Annotated in this window: 16 protein-coding genes; 14 read left to right on the plus strand and 2 right to left on the minus strand. The window is 34.8% G+C overall.

Annotated features, from left to right (window positions below; translation table 11 throughout):
- Positions 1-109: 109 nt before the first annotated feature.
- From rlmN to ACWPVO_RS08730, 6 genes are read left to right on the plus strand one after another with little or no spacing between them, the layout of a single operon-like run.
- The gene (gene rlmN / locus ACWPVO_RS08705; RefSeq protein ID WP_195443016.1) at positions 110-1129 is read left to right on the plus strand and encodes a 23S rRNA (adenine(2503)-C(2))-methyltransferase RlmN; all 1020 of its coding nucleotides are present in this window, start codon (positions 110-112) and stop codon (positions 1127-1129) included.
- Positions 1130-1846 (plus strand): Stp1/IreP family PP2C-type Ser/Thr phosphatase, encoded by a 717-nt coding sequence (locus ACWPVO_RS08710; RefSeq protein ID WP_454207846.1) that lies wholly within the window; start codon positions 1130-1132, stop codon positions 1844-1846. It begins immediately after the preceding gene.
- A 7-nt stretch (positions 1847-1853) separates the two neighbouring features.
- Entirely contained in the window at positions 1854-3842 is a 1989-nt protein-coding gene (gene pknB, locus ACWPVO_RS08715) for a Stk1 family PASTA domain-containing Ser/Thr kinase (protein WP_454207848.1), read from the plus strand.
- The gene (gene rsgA, locus ACWPVO_RS08720) at positions 3842-4693 is read left to right on the plus strand and encodes a ribosome small subunit-dependent GTPase A (protein ID WP_454207850.1); all 852 of its coding nucleotides are present in this window, start codon (positions 3842-3844) and stop codon (positions 4691-4693) included. Before pknB ends, rsgA begins: the two co-directional genes overlap by 1 nt.
- Positions 4693-5337, plus strand: coding sequence for a ribulose-phosphate 3-epimerase (rpe, locus tag ACWPVO_RS08725; protein WP_454207852.1), 645 nt, complete (start codon positions 4693-4695; stop codon positions 5335-5337). The genes rsgA and rpe overlap by 1 nt, the downstream gene beginning before the upstream one ends.
- Complete coding sequence (locus tag ACWPVO_RS08730; RefSeq protein ID WP_454207854.1) at positions 5334-5969, plus strand: thiamine diphosphokinase; 636 nt, start codon at positions 5334-5336, stop codon at positions 5967-5969. Before rpe ends, ACWPVO_RS08730 begins: the two co-directional genes overlap by 4 nt.
- Before the next feature lie 154 nt (positions 5970-6123).
- Here the strand turns inward: ACWPVO_RS08730 and ACWPVO_RS08735 are convergent, their stop codons facing one another.
- Together ACWPVO_RS08735 and ACWPVO_RS08740 are read right to left on the minus strand one after the other, a co-directional pair.
- Entirely contained in the window at positions 6124-7362 is a 1239-nt protein-coding gene (locus ACWPVO_RS08735; protein ID WP_454207856.1) for a carboxylate--amine ligase, read from the minus strand.
- Between the two features lie 72 nt (positions 7363-7434).
- Positions 7435-8400 (minus strand): TIGR01212 family radical SAM protein, encoded by a 966-nt coding sequence (locus ACWPVO_RS08740; RefSeq protein ID WP_454207858.1) that lies wholly within the window; start codon positions 8398-8400, stop codon positions 7435-7437.
- Positions 8401-8500: 100 nt separating this feature from the next.
- On the opposite strand from ACWPVO_RS08740, the gene ACWPVO_RS08745 reads away from it, so the two are divergent.
- From ACWPVO_RS08745 to ACWPVO_RS08780, 8 genes are read left to right on the plus strand one after another with little or no spacing between them, the layout of a single operon-like run.
- Complete coding sequence (locus ACWPVO_RS08745) at positions 8501-9397, plus strand: tetratricopeptide repeat protein (protein WP_454207860.1); 897 nt, start codon at positions 8501-8503, stop codon at positions 9395-9397.
- Positions 9394-10149 carry a type I methionyl aminopeptidase gene (map, locus tag ACWPVO_RS08750; RefSeq protein ID WP_454207862.1) on the plus strand — a complete coding sequence of 252 codons (756 nt, stop codon included), beginning with the start codon at positions 9394-9396 and terminating at the stop codon, positions 10147-10149. The genes ACWPVO_RS08745 and map overlap by 4 nt, the downstream gene beginning before the upstream one ends.
- Positions 10150-10152: 3 nt before the next feature.
- A complete protein-coding gene (locus ACWPVO_RS08755) occupies positions 10153-11517 on the plus strand; it encodes an MATE family efflux transporter (RefSeq protein WP_454207864.1) in 1365 nt (454 codons plus the stop codon).
- 11 nt (positions 11518-11528) lie between these two features.
- The gene (locus tag ACWPVO_RS08760; protein ID WP_454207866.1) at positions 11529-12134 is read left to right on the plus strand and encodes a peptidylprolyl isomerase; all 606 of its coding nucleotides are present in this window, start codon (positions 11529-11531) and stop codon (positions 12132-12134) included.
- A 4-nt stretch (positions 12135-12138) separates the two neighbouring features.
- Complete coding sequence (locus ACWPVO_RS08765; protein WP_454207868.1) at positions 12139-12741, plus strand: thymidine kinase; 603 nt, start codon at positions 12139-12141, stop codon at positions 12739-12741.
- A gap of 51 nt (positions 12742-12792) precedes the next feature.
- A complete protein-coding gene (locus ACWPVO_RS08770; protein ID WP_454207870.1) occupies positions 12793-13872 on the plus strand; it encodes a carbohydrate kinase in 1080 nt (359 codons plus the stop codon).
- Positions 13862-14785, plus strand: a complete 924-nt coding sequence (locus ACWPVO_RS08775) for a pseudouridine-5'-phosphate glycosidase (protein ID WP_060800126.1) — start codon at positions 13862-13864, stop codon at positions 14783-14785. The genes ACWPVO_RS08770 and ACWPVO_RS08775 overlap by 11 nt, the downstream gene beginning before the upstream one ends.
- Positions 14757-15269: an acyl-CoA thioesterase gene (locus ACWPVO_RS08780; RefSeq protein WP_454207872.1), complete on the plus strand. Its 513-nt coding sequence runs from the start codon at positions 14757-14759 to the stop codon at positions 15267-15269. Before ACWPVO_RS08775 ends, ACWPVO_RS08780 begins: the two co-directional genes overlap by 29 nt.
- The last annotated feature ends 14 nt before the right edge of the window (positions 15270-15283 follow it).

Genomic DNA, 15283 nt, shown 5'->3' on the forward strand with positions numbered 1-15283 from the left:
GGCTGTGAAATTTTTTCACAGTCTTTTTTTGTATTTGATTAATTTCTTTAAATCTATTTTTATTTGTAGATGTCTAATGGTATAATGATTAGATGAATAGGTGGTTTTAATGGAATTAAATTCTATGTATGAAGATGAACTACGCCAATTTTTTGAAGATAGAAAAGAGAAAGCCTTTAGGGGCACGCAACTTTTTACTTTTTTCCACGACAAAAAGAGATATGATGTGGAGAACTCAAATCTTTCGGCAAAGGCCATCTCCCTTATAAAAGATGAAGAAATAAATAAGATTGAAATTTTTAAAAGTTTCGACTCAGACTTAGATGAAACTAGAAAGATGCTCTTTAAATTAAAAGATGGAAACCTAATTGAAGGCGTCTTAATGGAATACAAGCATGGTTATTCTCAATGTGTGTCAACTCAAGTTGGATGCAGGATGGGTTGTGATTTTTGTGCTTCAACAAAGTCTGGTCTTGTTAGGAACCTAAGTGCTGGCGAAATGCTAGGACAGGTTTATGAAATCGAAAATAAATACAATATAAAAATTTCAAACTTTATATTGATGGGAAGTGGAGAGCCTCTTGATAACTTTGATGAAGTAATTAGGTTTATAAAACTTCTTCACGACGAGAAGGGCCACAACACCTCCTATAGAAATATTACAATTTCAACTTGTGGAGTAGCTGATAAGATTTATGATCTGGCGGATTTAAATCTTCCAATTAACCTAGCAGTTAGTCTACATCAAACTAATGACAAAGATAGGTCAGCACTAATGCCAATTAATAGGCGTTTTAATCTGGCTGAACTAAAAAAATCCTTGGAATATTATGTCAAGAAGACAAATAATAGGATTACCTTTGAATATACAATGATAAAAAATCAAAATGATGGAATTGAAAACATTGATGAACTTTATAGCTTTGCAAAAAACTTAAAGTGTCACATAAACTTAATTCCCTTAAATCCCATAGAAGAATTTGATGAGAAAAGGCCTTCTAAGGCTGAGATCAATGACTTCAAAAATAAACTTGAGAAAAAGGGATTTAATGTAACAATAAGAAGAGAACTAGGTAGCGACATCAGTGCCTCATGTGGACAACTTAGGCGTAAGATCGAGGTGAAATGAATGAAAGTAGTATCAGCAACAAATGTAGGTAACTACAGAAAAAACAATGAAGATTCATATTATGTAAATGAATCAAAAAACTTATATGTATTGGCTGATGGAATGGGAGGCCATCTTGCAGGTGAAAGAGCATCTAAGATGGCAACTGAAATAATTGGTGAAGACTTTGCAGGAGAAAGGGAAGTTACAAGCATTGATGATGCAATAGAAATTCTCTCTTCTTCAATTAGAGATGCCAATAAAAAAATCTATGAAAGCTCCCAAGAAAATGAAGATTACAGGGGAATGGGAACTACTTTATCAAGTGGACTTATCTTAGATGATGTTCTTATTTATTCAAATATTGGAGACTCTAGGATCTACAGGATAAATGAAGAGATGGAGCAAATAACTCAAGATGATTCCTTTGTAAATTATCTAATTGAAATTGGAGAAATTACGGAAGAAGAAGCAAAAAATCACCCCAAGAAAAATGTCTTAACTAAGGCTATGGGGACCACATCTGATATAGAGGTTATAGTTAACACTCTTAACATTAAGGATAAGGATGTATTTTTATTTTGTTCAGACGGGCTTACAAATATGGTTCCTGATGAGGAAATATTTAAGATTGTAAAAGAGAACAGCCCTGAAGAAGCTAGGGATATGCTTCTTGACTTAGCCCTAAAAAATGGTGGCATGGATAATATTACATTTATTTTAGTATTTAATGAGTAGGTGGGCAATGATTAATAAAATTTTAGGAAATAGATACGAAATATTAGAAAAAATTGGTACTGGCGGTATGGGCAATGTTTTTAAGGCTCATGACAGCAAACTAGATAGGATAGTTGCCATTAAGGTTCTAAAATTAGAATATAACGAAGATAACAACTTTATAAGAAAATTTAAGAGGGAGTCCCTTGCGGCAGCAAGCATCTCTCATCCAAATATAGTTAGCATTTATGATGTTGGAACTGAAAAAATCCAAGATAAGGAAGTTCACTACATTGTAATGGAATATATTGATGGGAAAACTCTTAAGGACTTGATTAACGACGAGGGAAGACTTTCTGAAAAGAGAGCATTAAACTACTGCATACAAATTGCGGAAGCCCTAAAGGTTGCTCACTCTAAGCACATAGTCCATAGAGATATAAAATCTCAAAATATTATGGTAACAAGAGACGACAGGATAAAGGTTACAGACTTTGGAATAGCTAGAGTGGCAGACAACACAACTGTTACAGCAACAAATGCTGTTATGGGATCTGTCCACTATTTTTCACCTGAACAAGCGAGGGGTGCAAAAGTAGACAATAGGTCTGACATTTATTCTCTGGGCATAGTACTCTTTGAAATGTTAACAGGAAGGCTGCCTTTTGATGCAGACAATCCAGTATCAGTTGCCCTAATGCAAGTACAATCTCAGATGCCAAGGCCTTCTGAATTTATAAAGAGTCTTGACCCATCTGTTGATGCCCTAGTTCTAAAGATGACAGAAAAGGATCCAGATCACAGGTATAAGGATGTCTTTGAACTCATTAAAGACATTAAAGATTACACAATGGGAGCAAGGACTTTTTCAGTAAATAGGGTTTACGAGGAAGATGACAATACTGCCTTTGTCACACCTTCTATTAACAGAAGACCTAATAGGAATCATTCAAATAATCTTGATGCTAAAAGACCAAATAAACCTAAGAAGCTTGTTAAAAAGAAAAAATCTGTGGCACCAGCCCTTCTTGGAATATTCTCAGCTATCGTAATCATTGCTCTTTTAATCTATGTAGTACCAAAGGCAATAAAGGGAATGAAGTCAGGCGATGTTGTTGAAAAAATTGCTGTTGAAAATTACATTGGAAAGACAAGAGAAGAGGCTAAAGAACTCATAGAGGCTCAGGGTCTAGTCTTGGATGTAAATACAGTGGAAAATGAAAAAGAACCTGACGGTGTGGTATTAGGACAAAATCCAGAAGAAGGAACTTCAGTTGAGAAGGGAACAACAATTACCCTTGAGATTAATGAACTTCCAGATTCTGTACCAGTTCCACCACTTAAGGGATTGTCAGAAGAAGAAGCTAAAAACCTACTCGAAGAAAATTCATTAAAACTAGGTTCTGTAGAAGAAGAATTTAATGACTCTGTTGAAGAAGGCAAGGTAATTTATTCAAACCCTGATGGAGGTTACTCTGTAAAAAGAGGAACAGCGGTTAAACTTATTGTCTCTAAGGGACAAGATAAGACTCCTGTTGTCCTAAGCGACTACAAGGGAATGGACCAAGATGTTGTTGTAAATCAATTAAAGAGTTTTGGACTTACTGTAGTTATAGAAAATGGACATAGTAACAAGGTTTCTGAAGGTCAAGTTTATGACATGGATCCAAAGGCAAAAACAAGTGTAGAAAAGGGTTCAACTGTTACACTTTATATTTCCAAGGGACCAAAAGTTGAAGATGAAGATCGAAATGATGATAAGAATAGCGATGAAAGCAACAAAGAAGATAATTTTAACAAGGTAAACCACATAAAGGTTAAGGTACCTGATGACGGCGAAAGCCATAAGGTTTCTGCAGACAGGGTAAAAGATGGAAGTGGAAATAAAACTGGTGGTCAAACTGTTTGGAACTACAATGTTGAAGCTGGAGATGTTGCTAGCGTTGAACTTATTGGACCTGGCGAATACAACATTTATGTTGATGGCAACCTTGTAAAAACTGAGAAGATAAGATAATGATTGGAAAAATAATTAAACTAACTGGTGGCTTCTACTACATTCTTGCTGAGGGACAAGTTTATGAAACAAGAGCGAGAGGAAATTTTAGACATTCCAAGGTAGATCCTATAGTTGGTGACAATGTAGAATTTAAGTTTGAAGAAAAGACTCTGGGATATATTGAAAAAGTATATCCCAGAAAAAAAATGCTCACAAGGCCAAAGGTTGCCAATGTTGACATGGCTCTAGTTGTTGTTCCTGTTATGGATCCAAAATATAATTTAATGACAATAGACAAGACTATTATCCAGGCAGAGGACCAAGACATAGATGTGGCAATTGTCATAAATAAGTGTGACCTCGATAAGGAAGAAAGTGAGAAACTAGCAAACATATACAAAAACTCTGGATTTAAAACTTTTATGATTTCAAATAAGGATAACTCCATAGAGGACTTAAGAGATTATATAAGGGGAAAGACTGTTGCCCTATGTGGAGTCAGTGGTGCAGGAAAGTCAACTATTACTTCTAGGATATTAGACAAGGACGTTGAAGTTGGAAAAGTTTCTGACAAGACTAGAAGAGGAAAGCACACAACAAGACACACAGAAATTTTATTCAAGGATGACCTTTATATTTTTGATACGCCAGGTTTTTCTTCCTTGAGCTTAAATATTAATAGAGACGAATTAAAAAATTATTTTAGAGAATTTGAAAAATATTCATCTTGCAAGTTTAACAACTGCAACCACATAAGAGAACCACAGTGTGGAGTAAAGGAAGCTCTTGAAGCTGGAAAAATTGAAAAAGAAAGATACGAAAACTACTTATACATTTTTGAAGAATTAAAAAGCAAAGGAGAATATTAATGATTTCACCATCACTACTCTCAGCAGATTTTACAAATTTAGAAAAAGAAATAAAGATACTAAAGGAAGAAAAAGTTGACTTTCTTCACCTTGATATCATGGATGGCAACTACGTGCCAAATATTTCCTATGGTCCAGGTATTGTAAAATCCTTGAGACCCTTAACAGATATTCCCTTTGACACCCACCTAATGATTGAAAGACCAGAAAATTTTATTGAGGATTTTAAAAATGCAGGCTCTGACATTATAACTATCCATCCAAGCACAACAAAGCACCTTGATAGGACTCTTTCACTTATTAAGTCTCATGGTATGAAAGCAGGACTTGCCCTTAATCCATCAGATAGTCTTGAGGTCTTAGACTATACTTTGGACAAGCTAGACCTAGTTTTAATCATGAGCGTTAACCCAGGTTTTGGGGGACAAAAATTTATTCCATCTGCACTTAGAAAAATTTCTGAAGTAAAGAAAATGATTGAAGAAAGAAATATCAATACCTTAATAGAAGTTGACGGCGGTGTCAAGCTAGACAACGCAAAGGAAGTTCTAGCTGCTGGAGCAGACATACTTGTTGCTGGCTCTGCAATTTTTCAAAAAGACAAAACCAGAGAAAATATAAAGTCCTTTAAGGAACTCTTATGAAAAAAGCACTTTTAATTTCTGCTGGCAGGCAAGTTTCTAAAGAATTAATAGAAAAGTATCCAGATAGGTTTATAATTGTAGCAGATGGTGGTGCAAGACTTCTTATGAAGTATGACCTAGGAGCTGACATACTCTTGGGAGACCTTGATTCAATTGGTGATGATGCTTTAGATTATATTAAGGAACACAAGATAGATGTAAAAAAATTTCCTGCCAAAAAAGACTTCACCGATACAGAACTCGCATTATCTTATTTAGTTGATGAGGGCTATAAGGATATTGTAATTCTTGGAGCTTTAGGTACTAGACTTGACCACGAACTTGCCAATTTATTGAACCTTAAAAAATTATATAAAAAGGGCATAATTGCAAAAATAGAAGACGACTACAATGAAGTTATTTATGTAGAAGAAGGTTCTTATGACTTTGTGAGAACCAATAAAAAATATTTTTCTTTAATAAATGCTGGAGATAGGATGAACTTTACAACAAAGGGACTTTATTATGAGGTAGAGGACCTTGAAATTAATTCAGAAAATCCTAGTAGGGGAGTTAGCAATGAAATGGTGGGAGATAGTGCCACTATAAAAATTAATTACGGCTCAGCCTTTATCATTCAGTCAAGAGATTAAATAGAAACCCAAGCTTTAGAAAGCCTGGGTTTTTCTTTTTATAAAAAATTTTTGAAGGAATAAGTGTTAGAAAGGAAAATTAAAATTTAGTAATTACTTACATAAAACTTACTGCAAAGAAAAACCAGCTCTCCTAAAAGAAGCTGGTAATTTTTTATTTCTCTAACTTATAATACATTTTGTAATGCTTTATAGATCCATACTTTCTCTTTAGATAAGTTATCTCTCTGCTTATACTAAAGTCCTTCTTGTTATTAATTGTAAATTCGTAGCCATTCTTTAAAAGCTCATCAATAGTCTTGTGGTACTTTTCATTTGTGTACTCTTTTAAAAGTTTTGGATGGGCATTCATCCATATTTTTGAAGTTTCCTTGTGGTAGTAAACTTCTTCTTCAAAGCCAAGGTCTAAGAGGTCACGAATATAAAAATCAAGGACATTTACGCCACCAGCAGCCATGAAGTAGTGACTTTGTGGAAGTCTTAGATTCATTTCAAAGGCCTTAAAGGTGTTGTCGCGTGGATCGTATTTTAAGTCTATGTTTGAATAACCAGTGTAGTGAATTGACTCTAACTTTTCCTTATAGAACTTAAAAAGTTCAGGCATATATCTTGTGTAGATTGCGTCGTTATTTCCAATCCTAAGTGGAAGTGGATCTGCAAGAAGAATTTGGCCATAAACCATCATCCTAACTTTTCCATTCTTGTCACAGTAGACGTTAAAGGAAGCTTGGTTAGATGCAGGGCCAGGAATAAATTCTTGGACAAGCATAGTACCTTCATAGTGGTTGTCGTCGTAAATTGTTTTTACAACTGATTCAAGTTCTGCATAGTCATAAATTGTGTAGACCTTATACTTGTTTGGAAAAGATAATTTTACATAGGAGATAGAATCGTTAGGCTTAAGTATAAGTGGGAACTGTAGGTCAAGACCTTCTATTTCCTTAGAAGAATTTATTATTGCAAATTTAGGATAGGGAATGCCAAGTTCTTCGCAGGAATTATAAAAGTCTATTTTATTTTCAAGTCTGTCATTTAAGTCAGTAGATGGTGTGTTGAACTTGTAATAATCCTTTATTTTTTCCTTATTGTTTGAAAGTAGCTTAGAGTATTCATCTCCACAAGGAATTGTAATTAGGCTGGCACCCTTATTTGCTTCTGCAAATTTTATCATTTCACTGACAAAAACTTCGTTGTCAGAAAAATTTTCTATAACCTTCCTATCTAGGATTTTTGAATTGTCTGTGGCAGGAAGGGGCTTTTGACAAAAGACTGTAGAGATTAGACCGTAGTTGTCATTTAAAATACGAGCTATCCCGTATGCATTTTCATCAGAACCAAGAATTACAAACTTAACATTATATTTTTTTATTATATCTCTAGAAATATTTTTCATGTTTCTCCTTTTATCCATAAATTTATTTAGTCGCTATATCTTTCTACATTATACACTAGTGGGAGGAAAAATTTAAGAAGGCTGGGTAAAAGCCCTATCTTTCTCCTTCCAATAATTTACAATTTTTATAATCTCCTCTTGAGAAATTATTTTTCTATTATTTTCCTTTAAAGCCTTGTCAATTTCTGAAATCACAGATAACTTGTCAGCACACCATTTAGGTTCATAAAGTTTTAACTTTGGTGGGTCACCACTTATCCTATGGACTACAGTTTTCTTGTCAATCCCATCTAGGGCTCTAAGAATAAGTTCCACATATTCATCCTTTGTTAGGATTTTAAAATTTTTATTTTTGTAAAGTCTATAGATAGGAGAATCCTTCAAGATGTATAAGTTGTGAAACTTTACTCCAAAGGGTGCAAGGTATTTTATATAATTAATTGTTTTCTCGAAGTCCTCTTGATCTTCATAGGGAAGTCCAAAGATAGCATGAATTAAAAATAAAATATTTGCATCCCTTAGCTTATTTATAGTTTCATCGAAAAGCTTGTGGGAGTAGCCACGGTTAATAAGTTTAATTGTGTCTTCATTAACTGTCTGCATTCCAAGTTCAAGCCACAGGGTTTTCTTCTTAGAGATTTCTTTTAAATACTCAATTTTCTCATCATCAAGACAGTCACACCTAGTTGCAATAGAAATTCCTCTTATATCATCACGGTCTGCAACTTGATCATAAATTTTTTTTAAATCATCTAAAGCTCCATAGGTGTTTGTAAAATTTTGAAAGTAGGCTATGTAGTTGTCAGCCTTCCATTTGTTTTTTAAAAATTCCTTTTGAGAATTTATTTGGTCACCAATACTCAAGGACTTTGAACCAGCAAATTCTCCACTGCCTTCATCAGAACAGAAGATGCAACCAGTCTCTGAAAGTCTGCCATCTCTATTGGGACATGAAAATCCTCCATCAAGAGAAAGCTTGACAGTCTTGCCACCAAAGTATTCCTTAAAAAAATCATTAAAGGATAAAAATCTTCTCACGTTTATCACCACATTCATTATATATTTAATTAAAAATTATTTCTATGTATATGAAATTGAAAAAAATACTATATAATAGAATAGGAATTGAGGTTTTTTAATGGACTTAAAATTTAAAAACTATTTAATTTTAGCAGAAGACTTTTTAATAGATGGCGACTATGATAAGGCTGAGGACCTCTTATTAAAGTCTCTTAACTTTACATCTGAGAAAGACCTAGATGAAAGAATTTCAGTTTACTTTGAGTTAGCTGATATTTATCTAAAGAAAGAAGCTTATGAAGAAGCAAAAAATTATTTTGAGAAGATTTTAGCTTTGAAGGTGATGCCGGGAGCTTATTATGGGCTTGCCATTACCAATGACTTTGAGGGTGGAGACACAAACTACTCTATAGAAAATTATAAAAGAGCCATTGACCTAGACCATACCTATGACAGGGCTCACTATTATCTGGCTCATGCCTATGACAAACTTGGAGAGAGTAAGCATGCCATAGAGGAATTCAAAAAAGTTATCGACTTGGATGAATTTGATTTTGTGGCCTACAACGACCTTGGGTCTATCTATGAAGTCCTAAATGAAAATGAACTTGCAGAAAATTATGTAAAAAAATCATTATATATTAAAGAAGATTATGGTAGAGCCTTATATAATATGGGTGTACTTTGTAAGAAGAAGGGCGACAACAAGCAGGCACTTAAATATTATTATGATGCCATTGGCAAATTTGAAGATCCCTTTTTATTTTTAAATATGTCTGCAATTTATATCGAAGAAAAGGATTATGAAGCTGCTATTGATATATTAAACAGGGGACTTATAGATTTTCCAAAGTCTGTAAATCTCCATTACAATAAGGCCTGCTCCTTCCACTTGCTTGGGAGGGATGACTTGGCAAAAGAAGAGATTATAAAAGCTATAGAAATAAATCCAGATGCCTATGACTGGGCACTAAGAGATGATGATTTAAGTGAAATAGTAAAGGAGTTAAAATGATAATTATAAAAACAGAAGATGAAATTAAGAAAATGCAAGTTGCTGGCAAGGTCTTATCAGATGTTCACCACAAGCTTAGAGATTTTATAAAACCTGGTGTTAGGACAATTGAAATCGACAGATTTGTGGAAAATTATTTAAAGGAAAGAGGAGCCTATCCTGAACAAAAGGGTTACGAAGGCTATCCTTATTCAGTTTGTGCATCTGTTAATGATGAAATTTGCCACGGTTTTCCAACTGAATATGAGCTAAAAGATGGAGACATTATCACAGTTGATATGGTTGTAAATGTGGATGGATGGCTTGCCGATTCAGCCTGGTCTTATGAAGTGGGCAATGTATCTCCTGAAGCAAAAAAACTTTTACAAGTAACTCGCGAAGCAATGTATAAGGGAATAGAAAAAGCTGTAATTGGAAATAGACTTGGCGATATTGGAGCAGCAGTTCAAAAACACGCTGAAGACAATGGTTACTCTGTGGTAAGAGAATTTGTTGGCCACGGCATTGGACAAGAAATGCACGAAGACCCACAAGTTCTTCACTATGGAAAGCCTGGTCGTGGTCTAAGAATCCAAGAGGGAATGGTATTTACTATTGAACCAATGATAAATATGGGCAAGAAGGAACTCACTATTGATGATAATGGTTGGACTGCAAGAACCAAGGACGGCTCTCTTTCAGCTCAATATGAACACCAAATTGCAATTACAAAGGATGGTCCAATAATTATTACAGATCAAGGTGACTGTTAATAAATGAGGGAAGTCAATTTACTAAGGGGAAATATTTTTTCTGCCCTATTAAAAATGGCTTTGCCGCTAATGGGAACGGCCTTTGTTCAAATGGCTTATTCTCTTGTTGATTTAATGTGGTTGGGACGACTATCTACAGAAGCTGTTGCTGCTGTAGGAGCCTGTTCCTTTTTAGTTTGGATGGCTCAGGCCATAACCCTTGTTGCCAAGACAGGAGTTTCCGTAGGACTGTCTCAGGCCTTTGGAAGAAATGATGATGAGTCCTCAAAAAAAGTTTGGGTAGCAGGATTTGTAATAAATTTAATCTTTTGCATAGGACTAATGACCCTATACATAAGCATGAGAAATAATATTATTGGCTTTTATAGGCTAGAAGAATCTGTTCATACCATGGCAGTTGATTATTTATTAATTGTCAGTGGAGGACTAATTTTTACTTTTTTAAATCCAATTTTATCTTCGGCTTTTTTTGCCAAGGGGAATTCAATAACACCCTTTAAGATTTCAATTATTTCCTTGGTTATAAATTTAATCTTAGATCCTTTTTTTATATTTGGAATTTGGATTTTTCCAAAGATGGGAATAAGGGGAGCGGCCTACGCTACTGTCCTTGCTCAGATGGTATCTAGCTTATTGTATCTTTATATTGGAGTAGCAAATAGAGAAATATTTGTTAGGACAAATTACTTTAAGATGCCAGAAGGGTCTTACTTTAAATCAATACTAAGCTTAGGGTTACCTGCATCACTCCAGTCTTTAATTCATGCTTCAGTTAGTATGATATTAAATAGATATATAGCAAGCTTTGGTGCTCTTTACATTGCAGTTTATTCTATTGGTTCACAAGTAGAATCAATTTCTTGGATGACTGCCGATGGGTTTGCCGTTGCCTTCTCTGCCTTTTTTGGTCAAAACTTTGGAGCTAAAAATTATGAAAGACTCCATGATGGAAGAAGAGAAGCTATGAAAATTGTAAATATTATTGGAATTTTTGCTACAGTCCTATTATTTTTCTTTGCAGAAAATTTATTCAGACTCTTTATACCTAAGGACCCTGAGGCAATTGTAGCTGGTATAGATTATTTAAAAATTTTAGCTTTTTCGCAATACTTTATGACTTTAGAAATTGGTACTACAGGGATGCTAAATGGGCTTGGGCTAACAAGGTATCCTGCTATAAATTCTATGGTTTTTAATGTGTCAAGGATTCCAATGGCTCTTTTATTGATGCCAATCTTCCACGTAAATGGAATATGGTTGGCAATGACCCTATCATCGGTTTTAAAGGGAATATTTTTAACAATAGTCTATTATTATTTGCGAAAAAAGACTCAAGGATTTAGAATTAATATGAAGACTTACGTGTGAAAGGAGACAAAATGTTAAAACAATTTGAAAAACCTGCAGTTGGAGAAAAGATTGCAGTACTAAAAACTAATAAAGGCGATATTAAAATTAGATTATTTGAAGAAGCAGCACCTCTTGCTGTTGAAAACTTCATTTCACTTATAGAAGATAAGTACTACGACGGAATAATTTTTCACAGAGTTATAGAAAACTTTATGATCCAAGGGGGAGACCCAAGTGGGACAGGTCGTGGAGGAGAAAGTAAGTGGAAGAAAGCCTTTAAGGATGAATTTGATGTGAATTTTAGAAACTTTAGGGGAGCTCTTTCCATGGCTAACGCTGGTCCAAACACAAATGGATCTCAATTTTTTATAGTTCAAGGGGATAAACTTTCTAACGATATAATTTCACAAATGAAAGATGCTGGAGAAGAAAATGGTTATCCTGAAGAAATTGTAAAGGCCTACGAAGAAAAGGGCGGAGCTTTTTGGCTTGATGGTAAGCACTCTGTCTTTGGACAAGTTTTTGAAGGCATGGATGTAGTTGATGACATTGCCAAGACTAGAGTTGGTTTTATGGATAAACCAGTTAACGACATAGTGATAGAAGAAGCAATAGTAGAAGAGTATAAGGGATAAGATCATGCATCAGTATAGAGGAAGAATGATATTACACACAGGTTCTATGTTTTCTGGAAAGACTAGCTCACTGGAAAAGGACCTAAAGAGATTTTCTATTGCCAATTACAAGGTGGTTGCCTTTAAACCACTTATGGATAAGAGGTATGCTAAAAATGAAATTGTAACACATGATAAGATTTCCCTTGATGCTGTTGAAGTAGAATCAATAAATGAAATCTTAGATTATGTAGAAAAATTCTCTCCACAAGTTATTGGAATCGATGAAGTACAATTTTTGTGTGACACTCCTGAACTTGTATTAGAAGACTTAGAAAAAATTCTCGATATGGGAATTACAATTGTCTTAGCAGGTCTTGATATGGACTACATGGCTCAACCTTTTGAAATAGTAAAAGAACTTATGCCAAAGGTTGACTACCTCAACAAGCACCATGCAGTTTGCAAGAAGTGTGGAACCGATGCCTGGGTTTCTCACAGAAAAATCAAGAGTGACAAGAGGGTAGAGCTTGGAGCTGTAGAAGAATATGAACCACTTTGTAGAAGATGCTATAGGGAAGCAATAGAAGAAGATAAGATAAGAAAAAACCAAGAAAATTTTTTATAAGATATTGACAACCTCTAATCATTTGACTAGAATATAAGTAAATGATTAGAGGTGATTTTTTTGACTCCAAGAGAGAAAGAAATTATAAATCTTTTGAAAAAAAATCCTGGAATGTCTCAGCAAGAAATTGCTGATGAGTTAAACATCACAAGGTCAGGGGTATCTGCCCATATTAATAACTTGATGACCTCGGGTTATATCTTGGGAAGGGGTTATATCTTAAGAGAGGACACCTATGTTGCTATACTTGGTGGCTGCAATATGGATATAAGTGGATCAACCTTTGATAATTTAAAAGAGAGAGACTCAAATCCAGGAAAAATTGAATACTCTAGTGGCGGTGTTGGAAGAAACATCTGCGAGAACCTAGCAAGGCTTGGGGTTAATACAAGTCTTCTATCAGTAGTAGGAAGAGACGATGCTGGCAAGAATATTTTGACGGAGCTCAACAGGATAAATGTTGACAGCTCAAGAGTTTTAATAACTGATGGCATCACTCCACACTATCTTGCAATCCTTGACGAAACTAGAGATATGTATGTAGCCATATCAGACATGGAACTTATAAAGAACATTGACAAGGATTATGTTGAGAAAAACAGAAAAATTATTGAGAATGCTGAGTTCACAATAATGGATACAAATCTTGAAGAAGAGACTCTTGATTATGTCCTAAAAAATTTAAAGGGCAAGTTTTTGATAGATGGGGTTTCAACTAAAAAGGTAATGAAGATTAAAAACATGCTAGATAAGATTTACTTCTTAAAAGTAAATATTTATGAAGCCCAGGCTCTTTCAGGATTGGAAACTGATAACATAGATAGGCTTGGAGAAGACTTAATCAATAAAGGCTTAGAAAGTCTTGTAATAACTGCTGGAGGCCAAGGATCATATTATTTTGAAAAAGATTTTAAGATGATGAGAAAGCCGCGAGAAGTTAAAATATTAAGTGCAAGTGGAGCAGGAGATGCCTTTATGGCAGGCTATGCTTATGGACTTTATAATGATTTAGAAATAGAAGAGAGAATGGCTGCAGCAGAAGCAGCAGCTAGGATAGCACTTATGAGCTCAGACTCATGTTCAAAGGATATGAATGAAAATAATTTAAAAGGAGAAATTTATGATTACTAATGAAATGCTAAAAAAATATGTTGAGTACAGTGACGAAGTTAAAAAAGCTATGGAAGAAGGCAAACCAGTAGTTGCCCTTGAATCTACAATTATTTCTCACGGAATGCCTTACCCACAAAATATTGAAACAGCCAAGGCTTGTGAAGAAATCATTAGAGAAAATGGAGCTGTTCCTGCAACAACTGCAATAATTGGCGGAAAAATTAAAATTGGTCTTAGCGAAGAAGAACTAGAATTCATGGCAACTTCAAAAGACATCATCAAGGCTTCAAGAAGAGACTTTGCTTATATTGTTTCTCGTGGACTTAATGGAGCTACAACTGTTGCATCAACTATTATTGCATCAAGACTTGCTGGAATCAAAATTTTCGTTACTGGTGGACTTGGTGGAGTTCATAGACACGCTGAAACAACTTTTGATATCTCAAGAGACCTTGAAGAACTTGCATCAAATGACATTATGATAGTTTGTGCTGGTTGTAAATCAATCCTTGATATTGGACTTACTCTTGAATATCTTGAAACAAAGGGTGTTCCAGTATTTGGTTACCAAACTGATCACATGCCAGCTTTCTTTACAAGAAAATCTGAATTTAAAGTTGACTACAACATTAAAACACCTCAAGAAGCAGCAGAAGCAGCAAACACTCAATGGAATCTTGGTTTAACAGGGGGAATTCTTCTTACAAATCCAATTCCAGAAGCAGATTCAATGGACGAAGATAAAATCAACAAGGCAATTGAAGCAGCTCTAGTTGAAGCTGAAGAAAAGGGAATCCACGGAAAGGAAACAACTCCATTCCTATTATCTAAGGTTCTTGAAGTTACTGAAGGAAAATCTCTTGAAGCTAACATTGCACTTGTTAAGAACAATGCAAGATTAGGTGCTGAAGTTGCAAAATATCTCTACTAATTCAAAAAAAGTTTCAGAATCAAAGGTAGTCTTCACATACGGTGTTATGCCAACAGACTTAAATACTGGAGGCACACTTTATGGACCAAGACTATTCGAGATAGCAGACCACAGCTCTGGTACTTGTGCCATAAGACACACAAGGGGGAGAGTTGCTACAATCTCCTGCGACAGTTTAACTTTTTTAAGGCCAATTAACCAAGGAGACTTTTTGACAGCAACAACTTTTATCTCTGGAGTAGGCAATACTTCTGTAGAAGTCTTTACAAAGTTTACTAAAGAAGCTCCTATGACTGGAGAAACTGAGCTTGCAGCCTTTTGCTTTCTAACATTTAAGTGCAAGGGAAGTGAGCCGGGAATGATTCCCGAAATTATTGGAGAAAGTCTTGAAGAGAAAAAAATCATCGAAGGCTACGAAGCGAGAAAACAAATTAATAAAATTAGACAACAAAGCAACAAGGAATTAAGAGAAATCTTAAAATAAAAATAAGCTGTAAG

The organism is Peptoniphilus sp. Marseille-Q6390, assembly GCF_965119475.1.

What these genes read in the sequence shown, in the direction of transcription:
- rlmN (WP_195443016.1), top strand. Translation starts at nt 110, where the DNA reads ATGGAATTAAATTCTATGTATGAAGATGAACTACGCCAATTTTTTGAA.
- ACWPVO_RS08710 (WP_454207846.1), top strand. Translation starts at nt 1,130, where the DNA reads ATGAAAGTAGTATCAGCAACAAATGTAGGTAACTACAGAAAAAACAAT.
- pknB (WP_454207848.1), top strand. Translation starts at nt 1,854, where the DNA reads ATGATTAATAAAATTTTAGGAAATAGATACGAAATATTAGAAAAAATT.
- rsgA (WP_454207850.1), top strand. Translation starts at nt 3,842, where the DNA reads ATGATTGGAAAAATAATTAAACTAACTGGTGGCTTCTACTACATTCTT.
- rpe (WP_454207852.1), top strand. Translation starts at nt 4,693, where the DNA reads ATGATTTCACCATCACTACTCTCAGCAGATTTTACAAATTTAGAAAAA.
- ACWPVO_RS08730 (WP_454207854.1), top strand. Translation starts at nt 5,334, where the DNA reads ATGAAAAAAGCACTTTTAATTTCTGCTGGCAGGCAAGTTTCTAAAGAA.
- ACWPVO_RS08735 (WP_454207856.1), bottom strand. Translation starts at nt 7,362, where the DNA reads ATGAAAAATATTTCTAGAGATATAATAAAAAAATATAATGTTAAGTTT.
- ACWPVO_RS08745 (WP_454207860.1), top strand. Translation starts at nt 8,501, where the DNA reads ATGGACTTAAAATTTAAAAACTATTTAATTTTAGCAGAAGACTTTTTA.
- map (WP_454207862.1), top strand. Translation starts at nt 9,394, where the DNA reads ATGATAATTATAAAAACAGAAGATGAAATTAAGAAAATGCAAGTTGCT.
- ACWPVO_RS08755 (WP_454207864.1), top strand. Translation starts at nt 10,153, where the DNA reads ATGAGGGAAGTCAATTTACTAAGGGGAAATATTTTTTCTGCCCTATTA.
- ACWPVO_RS08760 (WP_454207866.1), top strand. Translation starts at nt 11,529, where the DNA reads ATGTTAAAACAATTTGAAAAACCTGCAGTTGGAGAAAAGATTGCAGTA.
- ACWPVO_RS08765 (WP_454207868.1), top strand. Translation starts at nt 12,139, where the DNA reads ATGCATCAGTATAGAGGAAGAATGATATTACACACAGGTTCTATGTTT.
- ACWPVO_RS08775 (WP_060800126.1), top strand. Translation starts at nt 13,862, where the DNA reads ATGATTACTAATGAAATGCTAAAAAAATATGTTGAGTACAGTGACGAA.